The 16,167-nt window shown below is 71.5% G+C and carries 14 protein-coding genes; 11 read left to right on the plus strand and 3 right to left on the minus strand.

Annotated features, from left to right (window positions below; all coding sequences use genetic code 11):
- Positions 1 to 18 precede the first annotated feature (18 nt).
- From RMT89_RS09740 to hmgA, 3 genes are read right to left on the minus strand one after another with little or no spacing between them, the layout of a single operon-like run.
- The gene (locus tag RMT89_RS09740) at positions 19 to 1,161 is read right to left on the minus strand and encodes a type ISP restriction/modification enzyme (RefSeq protein ID WP_315883403.1); all 1,143 of its coding nucleotides are present in this window, start codon (positions 1,159 to 1,161) and stop codon (positions 19 to 21) included.
- 16 nt (positions 1,162 to 1,177) lie between these two features.
- Positions 1,178 to 1,927 (minus strand): GntR family transcriptional regulator, encoded by a 750-nt coding sequence (locus RMT89_RS09745; RefSeq protein ID WP_315883404.1) that lies wholly within the window; start codon positions 1,925 to 1,927, stop codon positions 1,178 to 1,180.
- A gap of 27 nt (positions 1,928 to 1,954) precedes the next feature.
- Positions 1,955 to 3,271, minus strand: coding sequence for a homogentisate 1,2-dioxygenase (gene hmgA, locus RMT89_RS09750; RefSeq protein ID WP_315883405.1), 1,317 nt, complete (start codon positions 3,269 to 3,271; stop codon positions 1,955 to 1,957).
- A gap of 162 nt (positions 3,272 to 3,433) precedes the next feature.
- Here hmgA and RMT89_RS09755 point away from each other — a divergent pair, with 162 nt between their 5' ends.
- The 11 genes from RMT89_RS09755 (at position 3,434) to RMT89_RS09805 (ending at position 16,157) form a co-directional block, all read left to right on the plus strand.
- Positions 3,434 to 4,012: a hypothetical protein gene (locus RMT89_RS09755; protein ID WP_315883406.1), complete on the plus strand. Its 579-nt coding sequence runs from the start codon at positions 3,434 to 3,436 to the stop codon at positions 4,010 to 4,012.
- Positions 4,009 to 4,626 (plus strand): TetR/AcrR family transcriptional regulator, encoded by a 618-nt coding sequence (locus tag RMT89_RS09760; RefSeq protein ID WP_315883407.1) that lies wholly within the window; start codon positions 4,009 to 4,011, stop codon positions 4,624 to 4,626. Before RMT89_RS09755 ends, RMT89_RS09760 begins: the two co-directional genes overlap by 4 nt.
- Positions 4,627 to 5,267: 641 nt before the next feature.
- A complete protein-coding gene (locus RMT89_RS09765; protein WP_315883408.1) occupies positions 5,268 to 5,816 on the plus strand; it encodes a hypothetical protein in 549 nt (182 codons plus the stop codon).
- A 79-nt stretch (positions 5,817 to 5,895) separates the two neighbouring features.
- Complete coding sequence (locus tag RMT89_RS09770; RefSeq protein ID WP_315883409.1) at positions 5,896 to 8,121, plus strand: molybdopterin oxidoreductase family protein; 2,226 nt, start codon at positions 5,896 to 5,898, stop codon at positions 8,119 to 8,121.
- 138 nt (positions 8,122 to 8,259) lie between these two features.
- Entirely contained in the window at positions 8,260 to 9,663 is a 1,404-nt protein-coding gene (locus RMT89_RS09775) for a citrate:proton symporter (protein ID WP_315883410.1), read from the plus strand.
- 24 nt (positions 9,664 to 9,687) lie between these two features.
- Positions 9,688 to 10,929 carry an MFS transporter gene (locus tag RMT89_RS09780; RefSeq protein WP_315883411.1) on the plus strand — a complete coding sequence of 414 codons (1,242 nt, stop codon included), beginning with the start codon at positions 9,688 to 9,690 and terminating at the stop codon, positions 10,927 to 10,929.
- A gap of 101 nt (positions 10,930 to 11,030) precedes the next feature.
- Positions 11,031 to 11,639 carry a hypothetical protein gene (locus RMT89_RS09785; RefSeq protein WP_315883412.1) on the plus strand — a complete coding sequence of 203 codons (609 nt, stop codon included), beginning with the start codon at positions 11,031 to 11,033 and terminating at the stop codon, positions 11,637 to 11,639.
- A gap of 172 nt (positions 11,640 to 11,811) precedes the next feature.
- Positions 11,812 to 12,606 carry a class F sortase gene (locus tag RMT89_RS09790; protein ID WP_399497860.1) on the plus strand — a complete coding sequence of 265 codons (795 nt, stop codon included), beginning with the start codon at positions 11,812 to 11,814 and terminating at the stop codon, positions 12,604 to 12,606.
- A gap of 173 nt (positions 12,607 to 12,779) precedes the next feature.
- Positions 12,780 to 14,117, plus strand: coding sequence for an ABC transporter ATP-binding protein (locus tag RMT89_RS09795; protein ID WP_315883414.1), 1,338 nt, complete (start codon positions 12,780 to 12,782; stop codon positions 14,115 to 14,117).
- Positions 14,118 to 14,136: 19 nt separating this feature from the next.
- Positions 14,137 to 14,604 carry a DUF3574 domain-containing protein gene (locus RMT89_RS09800; protein WP_315883415.1) on the plus strand — a complete coding sequence of 156 codons (468 nt, stop codon included), beginning with the start codon at positions 14,137 to 14,139 and terminating at the stop codon, positions 14,602 to 14,604.
- A gap of 167 nt (positions 14,605 to 14,771) precedes the next feature.
- Entirely contained in the window at positions 14,772 to 16,157 is a 1,386-nt protein-coding gene (locus RMT89_RS09805; protein WP_315883416.1) for an aldehyde dehydrogenase family protein, read from the plus strand.
- Positions 16,158 to 16,167: the final 10 nt, after the last annotated feature.

A 16,167-nucleotide genomic window follows, 5' to 3' on the forward strand; every position in this document is an offset into this window, starting at 1 on the left:
CTTCGATCCCGATCCGCGCTAGATCAGCACGAGCTGTCCTTCGGGGCCCTCTTCATGGCCGTCGAGCACCGAGGCCGGTCGGCGGGCCGACTCCGGCACCGGGAACACGCCTGCCTTCCGCAGCTCGGCCGCGGTGATCTGGGACGTCAACTCCTCCTGGAACGGCTGGAGTTCCGCCAGCAGGGCGAGCACGGTGATCAGCTCCAGCAGCTCCGACGTCCACGCCTGCGGCCAGGTCGTCGGGCGGATCGCCGCCAGTGTGCCCGGTTGCGCCGTCTCCGCCGTGCGGGCCGTGAACCACTGCTCCAGGACCCGGACCCCGCCCACCTCGAAGTCCCAGGCCTGGGGCGGTACCGGGGAGATACGGCCCTCGTCCAGGTGGAGGCTCTCCTCCTCGCGGTCGTAGTGGAGGGTCAGGGGGCGGGAGGGGAGTGGTGCGCGGACGTACGGGCGGCGGCCGCCGGGGAGCTTGGGGCGGTCCCCGTCACGGCGCATCAGCCACAGGACGCGGTGGCCCGACTCCACGCCCCGCGCCCAGAGTTCGGGGTCCTCGGTCAGGGGGACGGTGAGGTCGGGGCGGGCGGTTGCCAGCAGCCAGGCCAGGACGTCGGCAGGAGTGGGGGACAGGCCCAGCCGTGTGGACAGGTGCTCCAACAGGCCCGGTGCCAGGTTCGGTTCCGTGCCGCCCGGGCGTCGGAAGAGAGGGCGGACGCGGCCCGGACGCAGGAGGGGGAGGAGCGAGGTGGCCAGCAGCTGGTCCGGGGTCTCTACCAGGAACGTCTGGTGTTCGTCCGCCACCCGCCACAGCTCCGGGCGGGCCGCATCGATCAGACGGTGGTCGGGGATCAGCCACTGCACGTCGAAGGGCGCGTGCAGCACGCGCACCGGTTCCGGGCACGGGCCCGAGGCACGGACCAGCTTCTCCGTACCGCCCCTGCGGCCCGGCAGTTGACCCACGGCCGAGTGCAGGGTGCGTGAGCGTGTCGGCTCCAGGAGCGCTTCCCGGTCCGGGCCCTCGGCCTTGACGAAGGCGTCCCAGCGGGCCTTCAGACAGGCCGCGTCGGGGCCCGTCGGCCACCCCCGGCCCAGCCGAAGCGGTGCGACGGACCACGGCATGAGGTCCGCCAGCGGCGGAGCGTCGTCGTGCGTCACGCTGGGCATGGTACGACGTGGCCGGCTACGTCGCGTCGAGGGTCACCGTGAAGGAGAAACGGTCACCCCTGTAGTTGATGACCGCCACATCCAGCACACGCCCCTCCGAATCGTACGTAATGCCCGTGTAGTGCAAGATCGGGCTCAGCAACGGCACTTCCAGCAGCCGGGCCGTCTCCGGATCCGCCAGCCGCGCCTCCACCGTGTCCGTGATGCGGCTGATGTCCGCCCCGACCGCATCCCGCAGCACCTTCGTCATCGGCCAGCGCGCCAGGTCCGCCAGATCGATGCGGGCGGCGAGTTCGGGGCGGACGTAGTTGCGGGCGTGGTTCGTCGGCTCGCCCGTCTTCTCGTCGCTGCGCAGGCGGTGGTACGTCCCCACCTCGACCAGATCCGGGAAGTACTCGGCGAGTTCGGCGGGGACCGGCCCCTTCCCATGGTCCAGCATCCGGGTCGTCATCCCCGACTGCTGGGCCACGATCGCGTCCACCGAGCCCAGCAGCCGTACCGGCGCGCCCCGCTGCACATGCGGCTCGATGAACGTGCCCCGGCGCCGGTGCCGGGTGATCAGCCCCTCGTCCTCCAGCTCCTTGAGCGCCTGCCGCATGGTCAGCACGCTCACGCCGTAGTGCCCGGCCAACTGCTCCTCGGTGGGCAGCCGCAGCGGGTCCTGGGGCCGGCGTCCGAGTATCGAGGCGCGCAGCGACTGCGACACCTGGTACCAGAGCGGCAGCTTGCGGTTGAGGACGATGGAGTCCGGGGCGAAGGAGGTCACGGGGCCATCCGTACCGGCAGGATTTGATCAGTGCAAGGGGCGGAAGTGGCGTTCGAGGCCCTGCCAGACATCGTCGTAGCGCTGCTGCAGGTGTTCCGCCTCGGCCGCGTGCGGGGTCAGGGTCACCGGCCACCTCGTCTCGAACATGAACGCCAGCCCGTCGTCGACCTTCTGCGGCTTCAGCTCCGCGGCGCTCGCGCGGTCGAAGGTCTCCCGGTCCGGGCCGTGCGCCGACATCATGTTGTGCAGCGAGCCCCCGCCCGGCACGAAGCCCTCCGCCTTGGCGTCGTAGGCGCCCTCGATCAGGCCCATGTACTCGCTCATCACATTCCGGTGGAAGTACGGCGGCCGGAAGGTGTCCTCGCCCACCAGCCAGCGCGGGGCGAACACGACGAAGTCGACGCCGGCGAGACCGGGGGTGTCACTCGGCGAGGTCAGCACCGTGAAGATCGACGGGTCCGGGTGGTCGTACGAGATCGTGCCGATGACGTTGAAGCGGCGCAGGTCGTACACGTACGGCACGTGGTTGCCGTGCCAGGCGACCACGTCGAGCGGGGAGTGGCCGTACGTCGCCCGCCAGAGGTTGCCGCAGAACTTGTTGACCACCTCCACCGGGCCCTCGACGTCCTCGTAGGCGGCGACGGGCGCCCTGAAGTCCCGCGCGTTGGCGAGGCCGTTGGCGCCGATCGGGCCGAGGTCGGGGAGCTGGAAGGGGGCGCCGTAGTTCTCGCAGACGTACCCGCGGGCGCTGTCGTCCAGCAGTTCCACCCGGAAGCGCACCCCGCGCGGGATCAGCGCCACATGCCCGGGCTCGGCGTGCAGCAGCCCGAACTCGGTGCGCAGCAGCAGCCCGCCGCGCTCCGGGACGATCAGCAGCTCGCCGTCGGCGTCGCTGAAGACGCGGTCCATGTCGGCGGTGGCGTGGTAGAGGTGCACGGCGATGCCGGTGCGCTGGGTCGCGTCGCCGTTGCCGCCGAGGGTCCACAGGCCGGCCAGGAAGTCGGTGCCCGGAGCAGGCTCGGGCAACGGGTTCCAGCGCAGCCGGTTCGGGTCCGGCACCGAGTCCGTGAAGGGCGCGGTGCGGATCGGGCCGTTGTCCATCCGCGTGAACGCCGGGTGGGCCGCCGACGGGCGGATCCGGTACAGCCACGAGCGGCGGTTGTGGGCCCGCGGCTCGGTGAACGCCGTACCGCTGAGCTGCTCGGCGTACAGCCCGAGGGGTGCGCGCTGCGGTGAGTTGCGGCCCTCGGGAAGAGCGCCGGGCACCGCCTCGGAGCTGTGCTCATTGCCGAACCCCTGGAGATACGACAGCCCCTCCGCGGTCTTCCGCGCGTCCCCGCTCATGATCGCTCCCTCGCCCTGAGTATTCCTATGTATCACCGTAGGATTGCGACTCGACGGGCGCAAGAGGTGCACGGGGCGTACCGGGGTTCTCCTCACTGCGGACGACCGGAACCAGACTTCAGGGGGATCCGAGTGTCGGACCGGTGTTCTACGCTCCCGGGCATGTCGTGGACGCGGGCGCTGCTCGCCGCGCTCGCGGTCTGTGTCCTGCTGCTGACCGGATCCGTGGGCTGCGGCTCCAGTGGCACACAGGAACAGAACAACGGCGAGCGGTCCTCGCCGGTCGGCGAGCTGCTCGACGACGCCGACGAGCAGGGGCGGCTCTATCGCGAGGTGGACAAGGACGAGGCGCCCGAGGTCGGCATCGAGGTGCAGCCCAACTCCGACGACAGCTGGGACGTCCGCCTGACCGTCCGCGGCTTCCGCTTCTCGCCCGCCGGGACGAAGGAGATGCCGGTGGCCGGACAGGGCCTGGCGCACCTCTATCTCGACGGCCGTCTGATCGCGCGGCTGCGCACCCCCGAGTACCGCCTCCCGGCCGAACTCGTCCCCCGGGGCACGCATCACGTCACGGCCCGGCTCTACGCGGACGACGGCACGGTGTGGGCGGTGGACGGGAAGCCGATCGAGAGCACGGCCGACCTCACGGCTTCCGGGGCGGAGCCGAGACTGAGTGCAGGGGCCACCGGAGTCCGTACTGGAGGGCAAGGTTCACCGGACCGCGCCGGAAAGGCATCATGAAGCCCGTGCCCCACGCGACCTCGCTCCGCCGCGCGCCCGTACAGCGGCGCAGTGCCGAACGGCTGACCAGGATCCTCGACGCCTGCGCCGACCTCCTCGACGAGGTCGGCTACGACGCCCTGAGCACCCGCGCGGTGGCCCAGCGCGCCGGCGTCCCCATCGGCTCGGTCTACCGCTTCTTCGGCAACAAACGCCAGATGGCCGACGCCCTGGCCCAGCGCAACCTCGACCGCTACGCCGAGCGCGTCACCGAGCGCCTGGCGGGCGCGGCCGTCCGGGACTGGCGTACGGCCATGGACGCCGTACTCGACGAGTACCTGCTGATGAAGCGCACCGCCCCCGGCTTCTCCCTGGTCGACTTCGGCAACCAGATACCGGTGGGCGCCCGCCGCGCCGAACCCAACCACCGAGTGGCCGACCGCCTCACCGACCTCCTCTCCGGCTACCTCCAGCGCACCCCGGACGAGGACCTGCGCCGTGTCTTCCTGGTCGCCGTGGAAACCGCCGACACCCTGGTCCATCTGGCCTTCCGGGTCTCCCCGGAGGGCGATGAGCGCATCATCGAGGAGGCGCGGGAGCTGCTGCGGGCCTATCTGGCGCGGGTCCTGGACTGAACGGGGCCCGGAACGCCTCCCGTTGCTAAGGTGATCAGACCCTTGGGGCGCGTATCGGGGGGGCGCCATGGCTCAGGTGGTCTGCGTTCACGGGGTCGGTCAGCAGTACGCCGGGGAACGGAAGTTGCACGCCGCCTGGCACCCGTCGCTCGCCGACGGCCATCGTCGCGCTCCTGTGGGAGGAGACCGCGATCGAGCGGCTGCTGGTGCTGATCGACGCGTGCCATGCCGAGGAGGGCGCCGACACCGCCCTGCGCACGGCGCTGGACGCGCGCGGAGGAACGCCTGTGCGTGGTGACGGGCGACCCCGGCTCGGGAAAGTCGTCGCTGCTGGGCCTGGTGGCGGTGCTGACGGACGCGGTACGGGCGCCGTCGGTACCCAGGGCTGAACTGCCGACCGAGCTGCTTTCCCCGGGCGCGGTGGACGAGCGCATCGACGCCGGCCACCTGTCCACCCGGCAACTCCTGGACGCTCTCGCCGCGGCGGCGGGGTGCGCGGCGGAGTCACTGGGCGCGCTGACGGCCCAGTCGTTGCTTGCGCTCACCTCCTCGGGAGGGAGCGACTCCGCCACCCCTCGCTGGTATCGGGAGAGCAATGTCGCTGTCCATGACATCGCCGACGGGCCGCTGCTCGACCAGCCGTGTACCGCGCTGGGGAGATCGCCTCGCTGGGCGCGCTCCACGCGGTCCGTTGCGCGGGCCGTCTGCTCCTCGTCGTTCAGGTCGAGGACAAGGAGGTACGCCTCCTGGACGAGACCACGCACCGCTGGGCACGGCTGCCGGAGAGCGACCTGATCGAGGTGTGCACGCTGTCCGGACCGGCCGGGGACGAGTTGCTGCTGATCGGTGCCGACCGCACGAGGATCATCCCGCGGGGCGCCCTGGAGAGCCTTTTCGCCCGGCAGCCGGGCCCTGCCTCGCTGAGGCATCGCAGGGGGCGCCGTCATCGGGCCCGGTGGCCCGCGGGCACCCAAGAACACGAGTCGTGGCTGTGGGTCCGCCACGCCGCTCTCCTCCCCGGCGGCGACACCTATGCCGTCTCGGACGGCATCGAGCTCGCCGTCCTCGGCACCCGCGACGGCGAACTCCGCCGCACCATCGAACTCCCCTCCCGCTGTACCGCCCTCACCGCCGCCCCGTCCGGCGAGCTGATCGTCGGCACGCCCAACGGCCTGATCCTCTTCGACTGACCCCGGCCACCCCCTCCCCACCATGCATACCGGTCGGTATGCTCACCGGGACAGGCACCGCTGCCCTCCGGGAGGACCCGTGTCCCGCACCGCCCTGCGAATCTGCCCCCTGTGCGAGGCCACCTGCGGTCTCACCCTCTCCATCGAGGGCACCCGCGTCACCCGTGCCCGAGGTGACCGTGACGACGTGTTCAGCAAGGGGTTCATCTGTCCCAAGGGCGCCTCCTTCGGGGCCGTCGACGGGGACCCCGACCGGCTGCGCGCGCCCCTTGTACGCAAGGACGGTGTGCTGCGCGAGGCCACCTGGGACGAGGCCTTCGACGCCGTCGCCGAGGGGATTCGGGCCGTCGTCGAGCGGTACGGGGCGAACGCCGTCGGCGTCGTCCTCGGCAATCCCAACGTGCACACCATGGCCGGCGCCCTCTACCCGCCCGTGCTGCTCGCCGGCCTCGGCACCCGCAGCGTCTTCTCCGCCTCCACCGTCGACCAGATGCCCAAGCACGTCTCCAGCGGGCTCCTCTTCGGTGACGCCAACGCCATCCCCGTACCCGACCTCGACCGCACCCAGCATCTGCTGCTCATCGGGGCCAACCCCCTCGAGTCCAACGGCAGTCTGTGCACCGCCCCCGACTTCCCCGGCAAGCTCAAGGCGCTCAAGGCCCGCGGCGGCACCCTCACCGTCATCGACCCCCGCCGCACCCGCACCGCCAAGCTCGCCGACCGGCACATCCCGATCCGCCCCGGCGCCGACGCGCTGCTGCTGGCGGCGATGGCCCATGTCCTGTTCGACGAAGGGCTCGTCGACCTCAAACAGCTCGCCCCCCACGTCCAGGGCCTCGACGAACTCCGGGCGCAGCTGCAGGACTTCACGCCCGATGCCGTCCAGGGCGCCTGTGACGTCGACGCCGACACCATCCGTACCCTCGCCCGCGACCTCGCCGCAGCCCCCACCGCCGCCGTCTACGCCCGCATCGGCAGCTGCACCGTCCCGCACGGCACCCTCGCCAGCTGGCTGGTGGACGTGCTCAACATCCTCACCGGGAATCTCGACCGGCCCGGCGGCGCCCTCTTCCCGCAGGCTGCCACCGATCGCACGCCCCGGCCCGCCGGACCCGGCCACGGCTTCGCGCTCGGCCGCTGGCACTCCCGGGTCAGCCGGCACCCGGAGGCCAAGTCCGAGCTGCCGATCTCCGCGCTGGCCGAGGAGATCGACACCGCGACCGACGAAGGCGAGCCCATCCGGGCGCTCATCGCCATCGCCGCCAACCCCGTCCTCTCCGTGCCCGACGGCGACCGGCTCGACAAGGCCCTCGACGCGCTCGACTTCATGGTCAGCGTCGACCCCTACCTCAACGAGACCGCCCGCCACGCCCACGTCGTCCTGCCGCCGCCCCCGCCCTCCCAGAGCCCGCACCACGACTTCGCGTTCAACACCCTTGCCGTGCGCAACCAGGTCCGCTACTCCCGTCCCGCGGTCCCGCTGGAGCCCGGCCGGATGGCCGAGACCGAGATCCTGGCCCGGCTGATCCTCGCCGCGACCGGGATGCACGGCGCCGAGCCCTCCGCCGTCGACGACATGGTGATCGGCCAGACCCTCGGCAAGGCGGTGAAGGAGGCGCACTCCCCGGCCCATGGGCGCGATCCACGCGAACTCGCCGCGCTGCTGAGCGGCGACACCGGCCCGGAGCGGCGGCTCGACATGATGCTGCGCCTCGGCCCGTACGGCGACGGCTTCGGCGTACGACCCGACGGGCTGACCCTGGAGAAGCTGCTCGCGCATCCGCACGGCATCGATCTCGGGCCCCTGGAAGCAAGGCTGCCGCAGCCCCTCAAGACGCGCAGCGGCAAGGTCGAGCTGCTGCCCGCGCCCATCGCCGACGATCTGCCCCGGCTGCGGGAGGCCCTGCGGCACCGCCCCGAAGGGCTCGTCCTCGTCGGCCGCCGTCATCTGCGGTCCAACAACAGCTGGATGCACAACGTGCCCGCCCTCACCGGCGGCACCAACCGCTGCACCCTGCACATCCACCCCGAGGACGCCGAGCGGCTCGGCGTGCGGGACGGGGCGGACGTACGGCTGAAGGGGGCCGGAGGAGAGGTCACCGCGCCCGCGGAGGTCACCGACGCCGTGCGTCCCGGGGTCGTCAGCCTGCCGCACGGGTGGGGTCACGACCGGCCCGGGATGCGGATGAGCCACGCCGTGAAGGACCCCGGAGTCAACGTCAACCAGCTCCTCGACGGCAGCCTGCTGGACCCCCTCTCCGGCAACGCCGTCCTCAACGGATTCCCGGTTCAGCTCACCCCCTGACCTGAGCAAAGCTCTGACCTGGAGTTTTGCGCTTATTGCTCGCACGTCAACGTCTTGTTAACGCCGATTGAAGAGACCTAACGTCATCGCACCGCCGGCCCTGGTGGGAGTTCAAGGGCGAACGTTAGGTATCCACTCATGCTGACCATCCTCGGCTTCGCCATGATCGCGACCTTCCTGGTCCTGATCATGATGAAGAAGATGTCGCCGATCGCGGCGCTCGTACTGATCCCGGCACTGTTCTGCGTCTTCGTCGGGAAGGGCGCCCAACTCGGTGACTACGTCATCGACGGCGTCACCAGCCTCGCCCCCACCGCGGCGATGCTCATGTTCGCGATCGTCTACTTCGGTGTGATGATCGACGTCGGCCTCTTCGACCCGATCGTGCGCGGGATCCTGAAGTTCGCCAAGGCCGACCCGATGCGGATCGTCGTCGGTACGGCGGTCCTCGCGGCCATCGTCTCCCTCGACGGCGACGGCTCGACCACCTTCATGATCACCGTCTCGGCGATGTACCCGCTGTACAAGCGCCTGAAGATGAGCCTGGTCGTGATGACCGGTGTCGCCGCCATGGCCAACGGCGTGATGAACACCCTGCCCTGGGGCGGCCCCACCGCCCGCGCGGCCACCGCGCTGAAGCTGGACGCCAGCGACATCTTCGTCCCGATGATCCCGGCGCTCCTCGTCGGCCTGCTCTTCGTCTTCGTCCTCTCGTACGTGCTCGGTCTGCGCGAGCGCAAGCGGCTCGGCGTGCTGACGCTGGACGAGGTGCTGGAGCCCCAGGAGGCCGAGACGGTCCTCGTGGGCGCCGGCGGCTCCGGCGACGGCAAGGTCTCCATGACCAAGACGACCGGCGGAGCGGGCTCCGGCACCGACGCCGAGGACGCCGAGAACGACGGCTTCCAGGGCCTCGACCCGAACCGGCCCACCCTGCGCCCCAAGCTCTACTGGTTCAACGCGCTGCTCACGGTCTCCCTGCTGACCGCCATGATCATGGAGTGGCTGCCGATCCCGGTGCTGTTCCTGCTCGGCGCCGCGCTGGCCCTCACCGTCAACTTCCCCCGCATCCCCGACCAGCGGGCCCGGCTCGCCGCCCACGCCGACAACGTCCTCAACGTCTCCGGCATGGTCTTCGCCGCCGCTGTCTTCACCGGCGTCCTCCAGGGCACCGGCATGGTCGACAGCATGGCCAAGTGGATGGTGGACGTCATCCCCGCGGGCATGGGCCCGCACATGGCCCTGGTCACCGGACTGCTGAGCCTGCCGCTCACCTACTTCATGTCGAACGACGGCTTCTACTTCGGCGTCCTGCCGGTCCTCGCCGAGGCCGGTGCCGCCCACGGGGTCTCGCCGCTGGAGATGGCCCGCGCCTCGCTGGTCGGCCAGCCGCTGCACATGTCGAGCCCGCTCGTCCCGGCCGTGTACGTCCTGGTCGGCATGGCCAAGGTCGAGTTCGGCGACCACACCAAGTTCGTGGTGAAGTGGGCGGCCGCCACCTGCCTCGTCATCCTCGCGGCGGGCATCCTCTTCGGCATCATCTGACCCATAACCAGGAGGACTTGAACCATGGCGCCCGGTGGGAACCGCGGCTGGCTGCTCCGCCTCGTCATCGCCTTCAGCTTCGCGCAGGCGGCGGTGTCGATGGCCCGGCCCGCCGTCTCCTACCGGGCCCTGGCGCTGGGCGCCGACGAGCGGGCGGTCGGCGTCATCGCCGGTGTCTACGCCCTGCTTCCGCTGTTCGCCGCCGTGCCCCTCGGCCGCCGTACCGACCACGGCCGCTGCGCGCCCCTGCTGCCCGTCGGAGTGGTCCTGATCTCCGGCGGCTGCGCGCTGAGCGGCCTGGCGAACTCCCTGTGGACGATGGCCCTGTGGAGCGGAGTGATGGGCCTCGGCCATCTCTCCTTCGTCATCGGCGCCCAGTCCCTGGTCGCCCGCCAGTCCGCTCCGCACGAACAGGACCGCAACTTCGGCCACTTCACCATCGGCGCCTCGCTCGGCCAGCTCATCGGCCCCATCGCGGCGGGCGGGTTGATCGGCGGCCACGACATGGCGGGCACCAGCGCGCTCGCCCTGCTGGTCGCGGGCGCGGGCGCGGCGGTCGCGCTCAGCTCGCTGTGGCGCACAGAGGACCGGCGTACGACGCCCAAGTCCCGTACCGGACAGGGCGATCGCGTTCCCGTCCACCGCATCCTGCGCACCCGGGGCGTGCCGGCGGGGATGCTCATCAGCCTCTCCGTGCTGTCCGCGACGGATGTTCTCACCGCCTATCTGCCCGTGGTCGGCGAGCACCGGGGTATCTCGCCCGCGGTGATCGGACTGCTGCTCAGCCTGCGCGCGGCGGCGACCATCGCCTGCCGCCTGGTGCTGACCCCGCTGCTGCGGCTGCTCAGCCGCGCCGCCCTGCTGACCGTGACCTGTCTGCTGGCGGCCGTGCTGTGCGCCGCTGTCGCGCTGCCGGTGCCGGTGTGGGCGCTGGCCCTGATCCTCGCCGCGCTGGGCTTCTGCCTCGGCGTCGGCCAGCCGCTGTCCATGACGACGGTCGTCCAGGCCGCCCCCGACGGCGCCCGCTCCACCGCCCTCGCCCTGCGGCTGACCGGCAACCGCCTGGGCCAGGTCGCCGCGCCCGCCACGGCGGGCCTGGTCGCGGGCGTCGCGGGAGTGGCGGCGCCGTTCGTGATGCTGGGGGCGCTGCTGCTGGCGTCCGCGGGCGTCGCCGTGCGGTCGCCGGGTCCGGTGAAGGACGACGGCGCTGAGGCCGCCGCGCCCCGTCGGTCGCGGGCGGCTGTGAGCCGTAAGGGCGACGACTGACGGGTCGTAGGGCGCGGCTTCGCGGGTTGGCGAGGGAAATGTGACAAAGAGTCAGATGCAGTGCGATTTGTACGACAATAATCTGACTCGGAGGACCTCGCATGCCCACCACGTCGCTGCCACGCCGCGCCGGAGCGCGCACCGCCGCCCTCGCGGCCCTGACCCTCGCCGGTACGGCCGCCGGGGCGCCCGCCGCCCTCGCCCAGCCGCCCGGTGACAACGGAGACGTCAAGATCCACTCGGTGGGCACGCCCTTCGACGACCAGCGCAACGAGCCCAAGGTCTGCGACTTCTACCTCGCCGCCTTCAACTTCGACCCGGGCGAGATGGTCACCTGGACCATCAAGACCCAGCCGCCGGTCCCGGGCGGCGCCCAGCTGCCCGACGCGACCTACCCCGACAACACCGTCACCATCGAGCAGAACGGCAGGGCGCAGACCATCCCGCTCGGCCTGCCCGACGGACAGTACAAGCTCACCTGGAAGACCAACCTCGGCCACGGCGCGGGCAAGCAGAAGGTGTTCAAGGTCGACTGCCCCGTGTCCAAGCCCACGGCGCCCCCCGGACCCAACGGCGGTCCGCCCGCCGGTGGTGGCGGACTCGCGCGCGACGACGCCTTCGCCCCGGTCGCCGGCGCCGCCGCGGTGGGCCTCGCGGCCGTGACCGGGGTGGTGTGGTTCCGAATTCGCCGGCGGCCGCATGGCGTGTAAGCGGTCCGATGCCGGTGCCGAGAAGGGTGGTCGGTCGTCTGCGGCGCAGTCCCGCGCCCTGGAGGGAGTTGGAGAACCGCAGGTGGCTTCGGCAGGTCGGCCTCGGCGCAGGCCCTGGTACCGGACGCGGGCCTATCGGCTGACCAGGACCGCGCTTGCGGTTGTGGCGCTGGTGACCGGCGGTCTGTGGTGGGGGCAGGACGAGGAGTCCGGCGGGGCGGCCGAGGCCGCCCGGCCGGACCCCCCGGCGGCCGCCGGGCCGACGTCCGGTGGCCCCCGGGGGACGGACCCGCAGGGGCTCAGGGGCCGCCCGGAACCCGCCAAGGCCGCCGACCGGCCGAGCCCCGCGTCGAAGCGGCCGTCGCCGAAGATCACTCCGAAGGGCACTGCGGACGCCCCCCGGAAGCCCGCCGCGCGGCCCGGCCCCGGGCCCACGGCAAAGGCCGCGACCCCCAAGCCCGCCAAAAGGTCCGCCGCCCCCCTGCCGCGCTCCCGCGCCACCCGGCTCGCCATCGACTTTATCGACGTCGACGCCCCGGTCATGGACCTGCGCCTCGACCGTGAAGGCCGGCTGCCCGCGCCCCCCGACGACGACCCGAACCTGGTCGGCTGGTACGCCGACGGGCCGTCGCCCGGTGAGCAGGGCACCGCCGTGGCCGTGGGGCATCTCGACACGGCCACCGGCCCCGCCGTCTTCGCCGGGCTCACGGAGCTGCGGCGCGGGCGCCGGGTCGAGATCCGGCGCGCCGACGGACGGACCGCCGTGTACACCGTCGACGCGGTCAGGTCGTACGAGAAGGACCGGTTCCCCAACCAAACGGTGTACGGCGCCCGGGGCCGCCCCGAGCTGCGGCTGATCACCTGCGGGGGCAAGTACGACCGCAGGACCGGCTATTCGGGCAATGTCGTGGTCTTCGCCCATCTCGTTGAGGTCCGTGACGCCCCGACCGCCCTCGCACGGCGCTGAATTCGACCGTCCGCTTTCTCACCTGCTGGACGCCGGCGCCCGATCCCGCCCATTCTCTTCCCCCGCCCGCACACATTCCGTTAACTTCCGTGACCCACAGGCCCCGTACGACCCGCACGGGGTATCAAGCCGCGGAGCACCGGCCGCCGACGTAGCCCCCGGGGGCACCCCTCATGACACGCGCCATCTCTCTGCACGACGTGAGCAAGAGCTACACCAAGGGCGTCCGCGTGGTGGACCGGCTCACGTTGGACATCGAGCCCGGCGAATTCCTCGTCCTGCTCGGCCCCTCGGGCTGCGGCAAGTCGACGGTGCTGAGAATGATCGCCGGACTTGAGGAGATCGACGAGGGCGAGCTGCGGCTCGACGGCGAGTGGGCCAACGATCTGCCGCCGTCCGGCCGGGACATGGCGATGGTCTTCCAGAACTTCGCCCTCTACCCGAGCATGACCAGCCGCGACAACATCGGCTTCCCGCTGCGCATCGAGACCCCCGGCGAGGACCCCCGCCCCCGTGTGGACGCCACCGCCCGCATGCTGGGCATCGAGGACCTCCTCGACCGGCTGCCCGCCCAGCTCTCCGGCGGCGAACGCCAGCGCGTCGCCATGGGCCGGGCCATCGCCCGCCACCCCTCCGCCTTCCTGATGGACGAGCCCCTGTCCAACCTCGACGCCAAGCTCCGCAACCATCTGCGGGCCGAGATCACCAAGCTCACCCGCGAGTTGGGCGTCACCACGGTCTACGTCACCCATGACCAGGCCGAGGCCATGTCGCTCGGCGACCGGGTCGCCGTACTGCGCGGCGGGGTGCTCCAGCAGATCGGCACCCCGCGCGAGGTCTACGCCCTGCCCCGCAATGTCTTCGTCGCCGCCTTCATCGGCATCCCGCGCATCAACCTGCTGCGCGGAGTCGTCCGTGCCCCGCTCGACGGAGCGATGACCATCAGCCTCGGCAAGCAGTATCTGCGGCTGCCCGAACCCCTCTCCCAGGACCACCAGTTGCTCCGGGTCCAGCAGGGCCGCGAGGTCATCGTGGGCCTGCGCTCGGAGTCCGTGCGGATCGCCAAGCCGGCCGCCGCCCGGCCCGGGGAGGTGCTGATCACCGGTCTGGTGGAGCATGTCGAGTTCCAGGGCCACGAGGTGCTCGTCCACTTCAACACCGGCTCCCGCCCGGCCGTCGTACCCGAACTGGAGGCCCCGCGGCCGCTGCGCCGGGTCCGGCGGCGCAGGCGGGAGGGCGGCACCGTGCTGGAACGGCTCCGGGAGCGGGCGGGCGCGCTGCGGGCCGGGCCGGTCGTGGCGCTGGAGGACCCTCCCGCCGCGGACACCGAGCCCGCCCCGCCCGAGGGCCGGCTGCCCGGCGACCTGATCGTCCGCACCACCCCCGACATCGACCTCCGGCACGGCATGCAGGTGCCGCTGCTCGTCGACATCGCCCATCTGTTCGTCTTCGACCAGCACGGCGAACGGATCTGCCCGGCCCCGGCGCGGCTGCCCGATCTGGAGGAGTAGGGCCCGTGAGGGATGGGGCATGACATTCCTCATGACACCGAGCCTGACCCGCAGCCGAGCCGTCCTGGTGACCGCAGGCCTTCTGCTCGCCGTGGCCGCCCCCACCGCCTACGCCACCCTCGACGACGGCGAGGCCGCCACCGTCCCGCAGCGCGGCGAGCCCTACGTCGAGACCCAGCTCTTCTTCGGCACCGAACGCCCCGACGGCGGACCGGCCGTCACCGACGAACAGTTCATGAACTTCATCGACGAGGAGGTCACCCCCGACTTCCCGGACGGACTCACCGTGCAGACCGGCCGCGGCCAGTGGCGGGACGCGAGCGGCACCATCGAGAAGGAACGGTCGTACGAGCTGATCCTGCTGTACCCGGTCGCCGCGGCGAAGACCAGCGACCGCAAGATCGAGGAGATCCGCCGGGCCTACGAGAAGGAGTTCGGCCAGGAGTCGGTGGGGAGGGTGGACGACCGGGCGAGGGTCGACTTCTGAGGATCTTCCGGGCAGGGTGAGCTGTGCCATGCGGGCGGTACCTGGTGCCATAAAACTAACGGCGCTAGTTTAGGTCTGCGGTTCGACGACGCCGGGTTGAGGGGCGCGGGGAACTGCGCGACAAGCCCCCACCAACCCGCAGACGCAAACAGCCCGGAAGGAACCCGATGAAGGCACACGACGGCTTCTACATCGACGGAGCCTGGCACCCCGCGGTCGGCCGGGACACGATCGACGTCGTGAACCCGGCAGACGAGCAGGTCATCGCCCAGGTACCGGCCGGCACCGCAAGCGACGTCGACACAGCCGTCCGTGCCGCGCGCACCGCACTCGCGGACTGGTCCGCAACCCCACCCGCCGAACGCGCCGCCCACCTCACCGCCCTCCGGGACATCCTCACCACCCGCAAGGACGAGATCGCCGAGACAGTAACCGCGGAACTCGGCTCCCCCCTCGCCTTCTCGCAGGCAGTCCACGCCTCCGTGCCGATCGCGGTCGCGGCCTCGTACGCCGAACTGGCAGCGACGTACGCCTTCGAGGAAAAGGTCGGCAACTCCACCGTCCTGCACGAGCCGATCGGAGTGGTCGGCGCGATCACCCCGTGGAACTACCCACTCCACCAGATCGTCGCCAAGGTGGCCCCCGCCCTCGCCGCAGGCTGCACCGTCGTCCTCAAGCCCGCCGAGGACACCCCGCTCGTCGCCCAGCTCTTCGCCGAGGCGGTGCACGAGGCCGGGATCCCCGCGGGCGTCTTCAACCTGGTCACCGGTCTCGGCCCGGTCGCGGGCCAGGCCCTGGTCGAGCACCCGGGTGTGGACCTGGTCTCCTTCACCGGCTCCACGGCCGTCGGCAGGCAGATCGCCGCCACGGCCGCCGCCGCGATCAAGAAGGTCGCCCTCGAACTCGGCGGCAAGTCCGCCAACGTCATCCTGCCCGGCGCCGACCTCGCCAAGGCGGTCAACGTCGGCGTCGCCAACGTGATGTCCAACTCCGGCCAGACGTGCAGCGCCTGGACCCGGATGCTCGTGCACACCTCGCAGTACGACGAGGCCGTCGCCCTCGCCACCACGGCCGCCGCGAAGTACGGCGAGCGCATCGGCCCGGTGGTGAACGCACGGCAGCGGGAGCGGGTGCGCGGCTACATCGACCGAGGCGTCGCCGAGGGCGCCCGGCTGGTCGCGGGCGGCGCCGAGGCCCCGCGTGAACAGGGCTACTTCATCAGCCCGACGGTCTTCGCCGACGTCACCCCCGAGATGACCATCGCGCAGGAGGAGATCTTCGGACCGGTCCTGTCGATCCTGCGGTACGAGGACGAGGAGGACGCCCTGCGCATCGCCAACGGCACGGTCTACGGCCTTGCGGGGGCGGTGTGGGGCGACGAGCCGGAGGCGGTCGCCTTCGCCCGCCGGATGGAGACCGGCCAGGTCGACATCAACGGCGGTCGCTTCAACCCCCTCGCCCCCTTCGGCGGTTACAAGCAGTCCGGCGTCGGCCGGGAGCTCGGCACGCACGGTCTCGCCGAGTATCTCCAGACCAAGTCCCTCCAGTTCTAGAGGAGTTCAT

It is taken from the genome of Streptomyces sp. P17 (genome assembly GCF_032436805.1).
GTDB lineage: Bacteria > Actinomycetota > Actinomycetes > Streptomycetales > Streptomycetaceae > Streptomyces.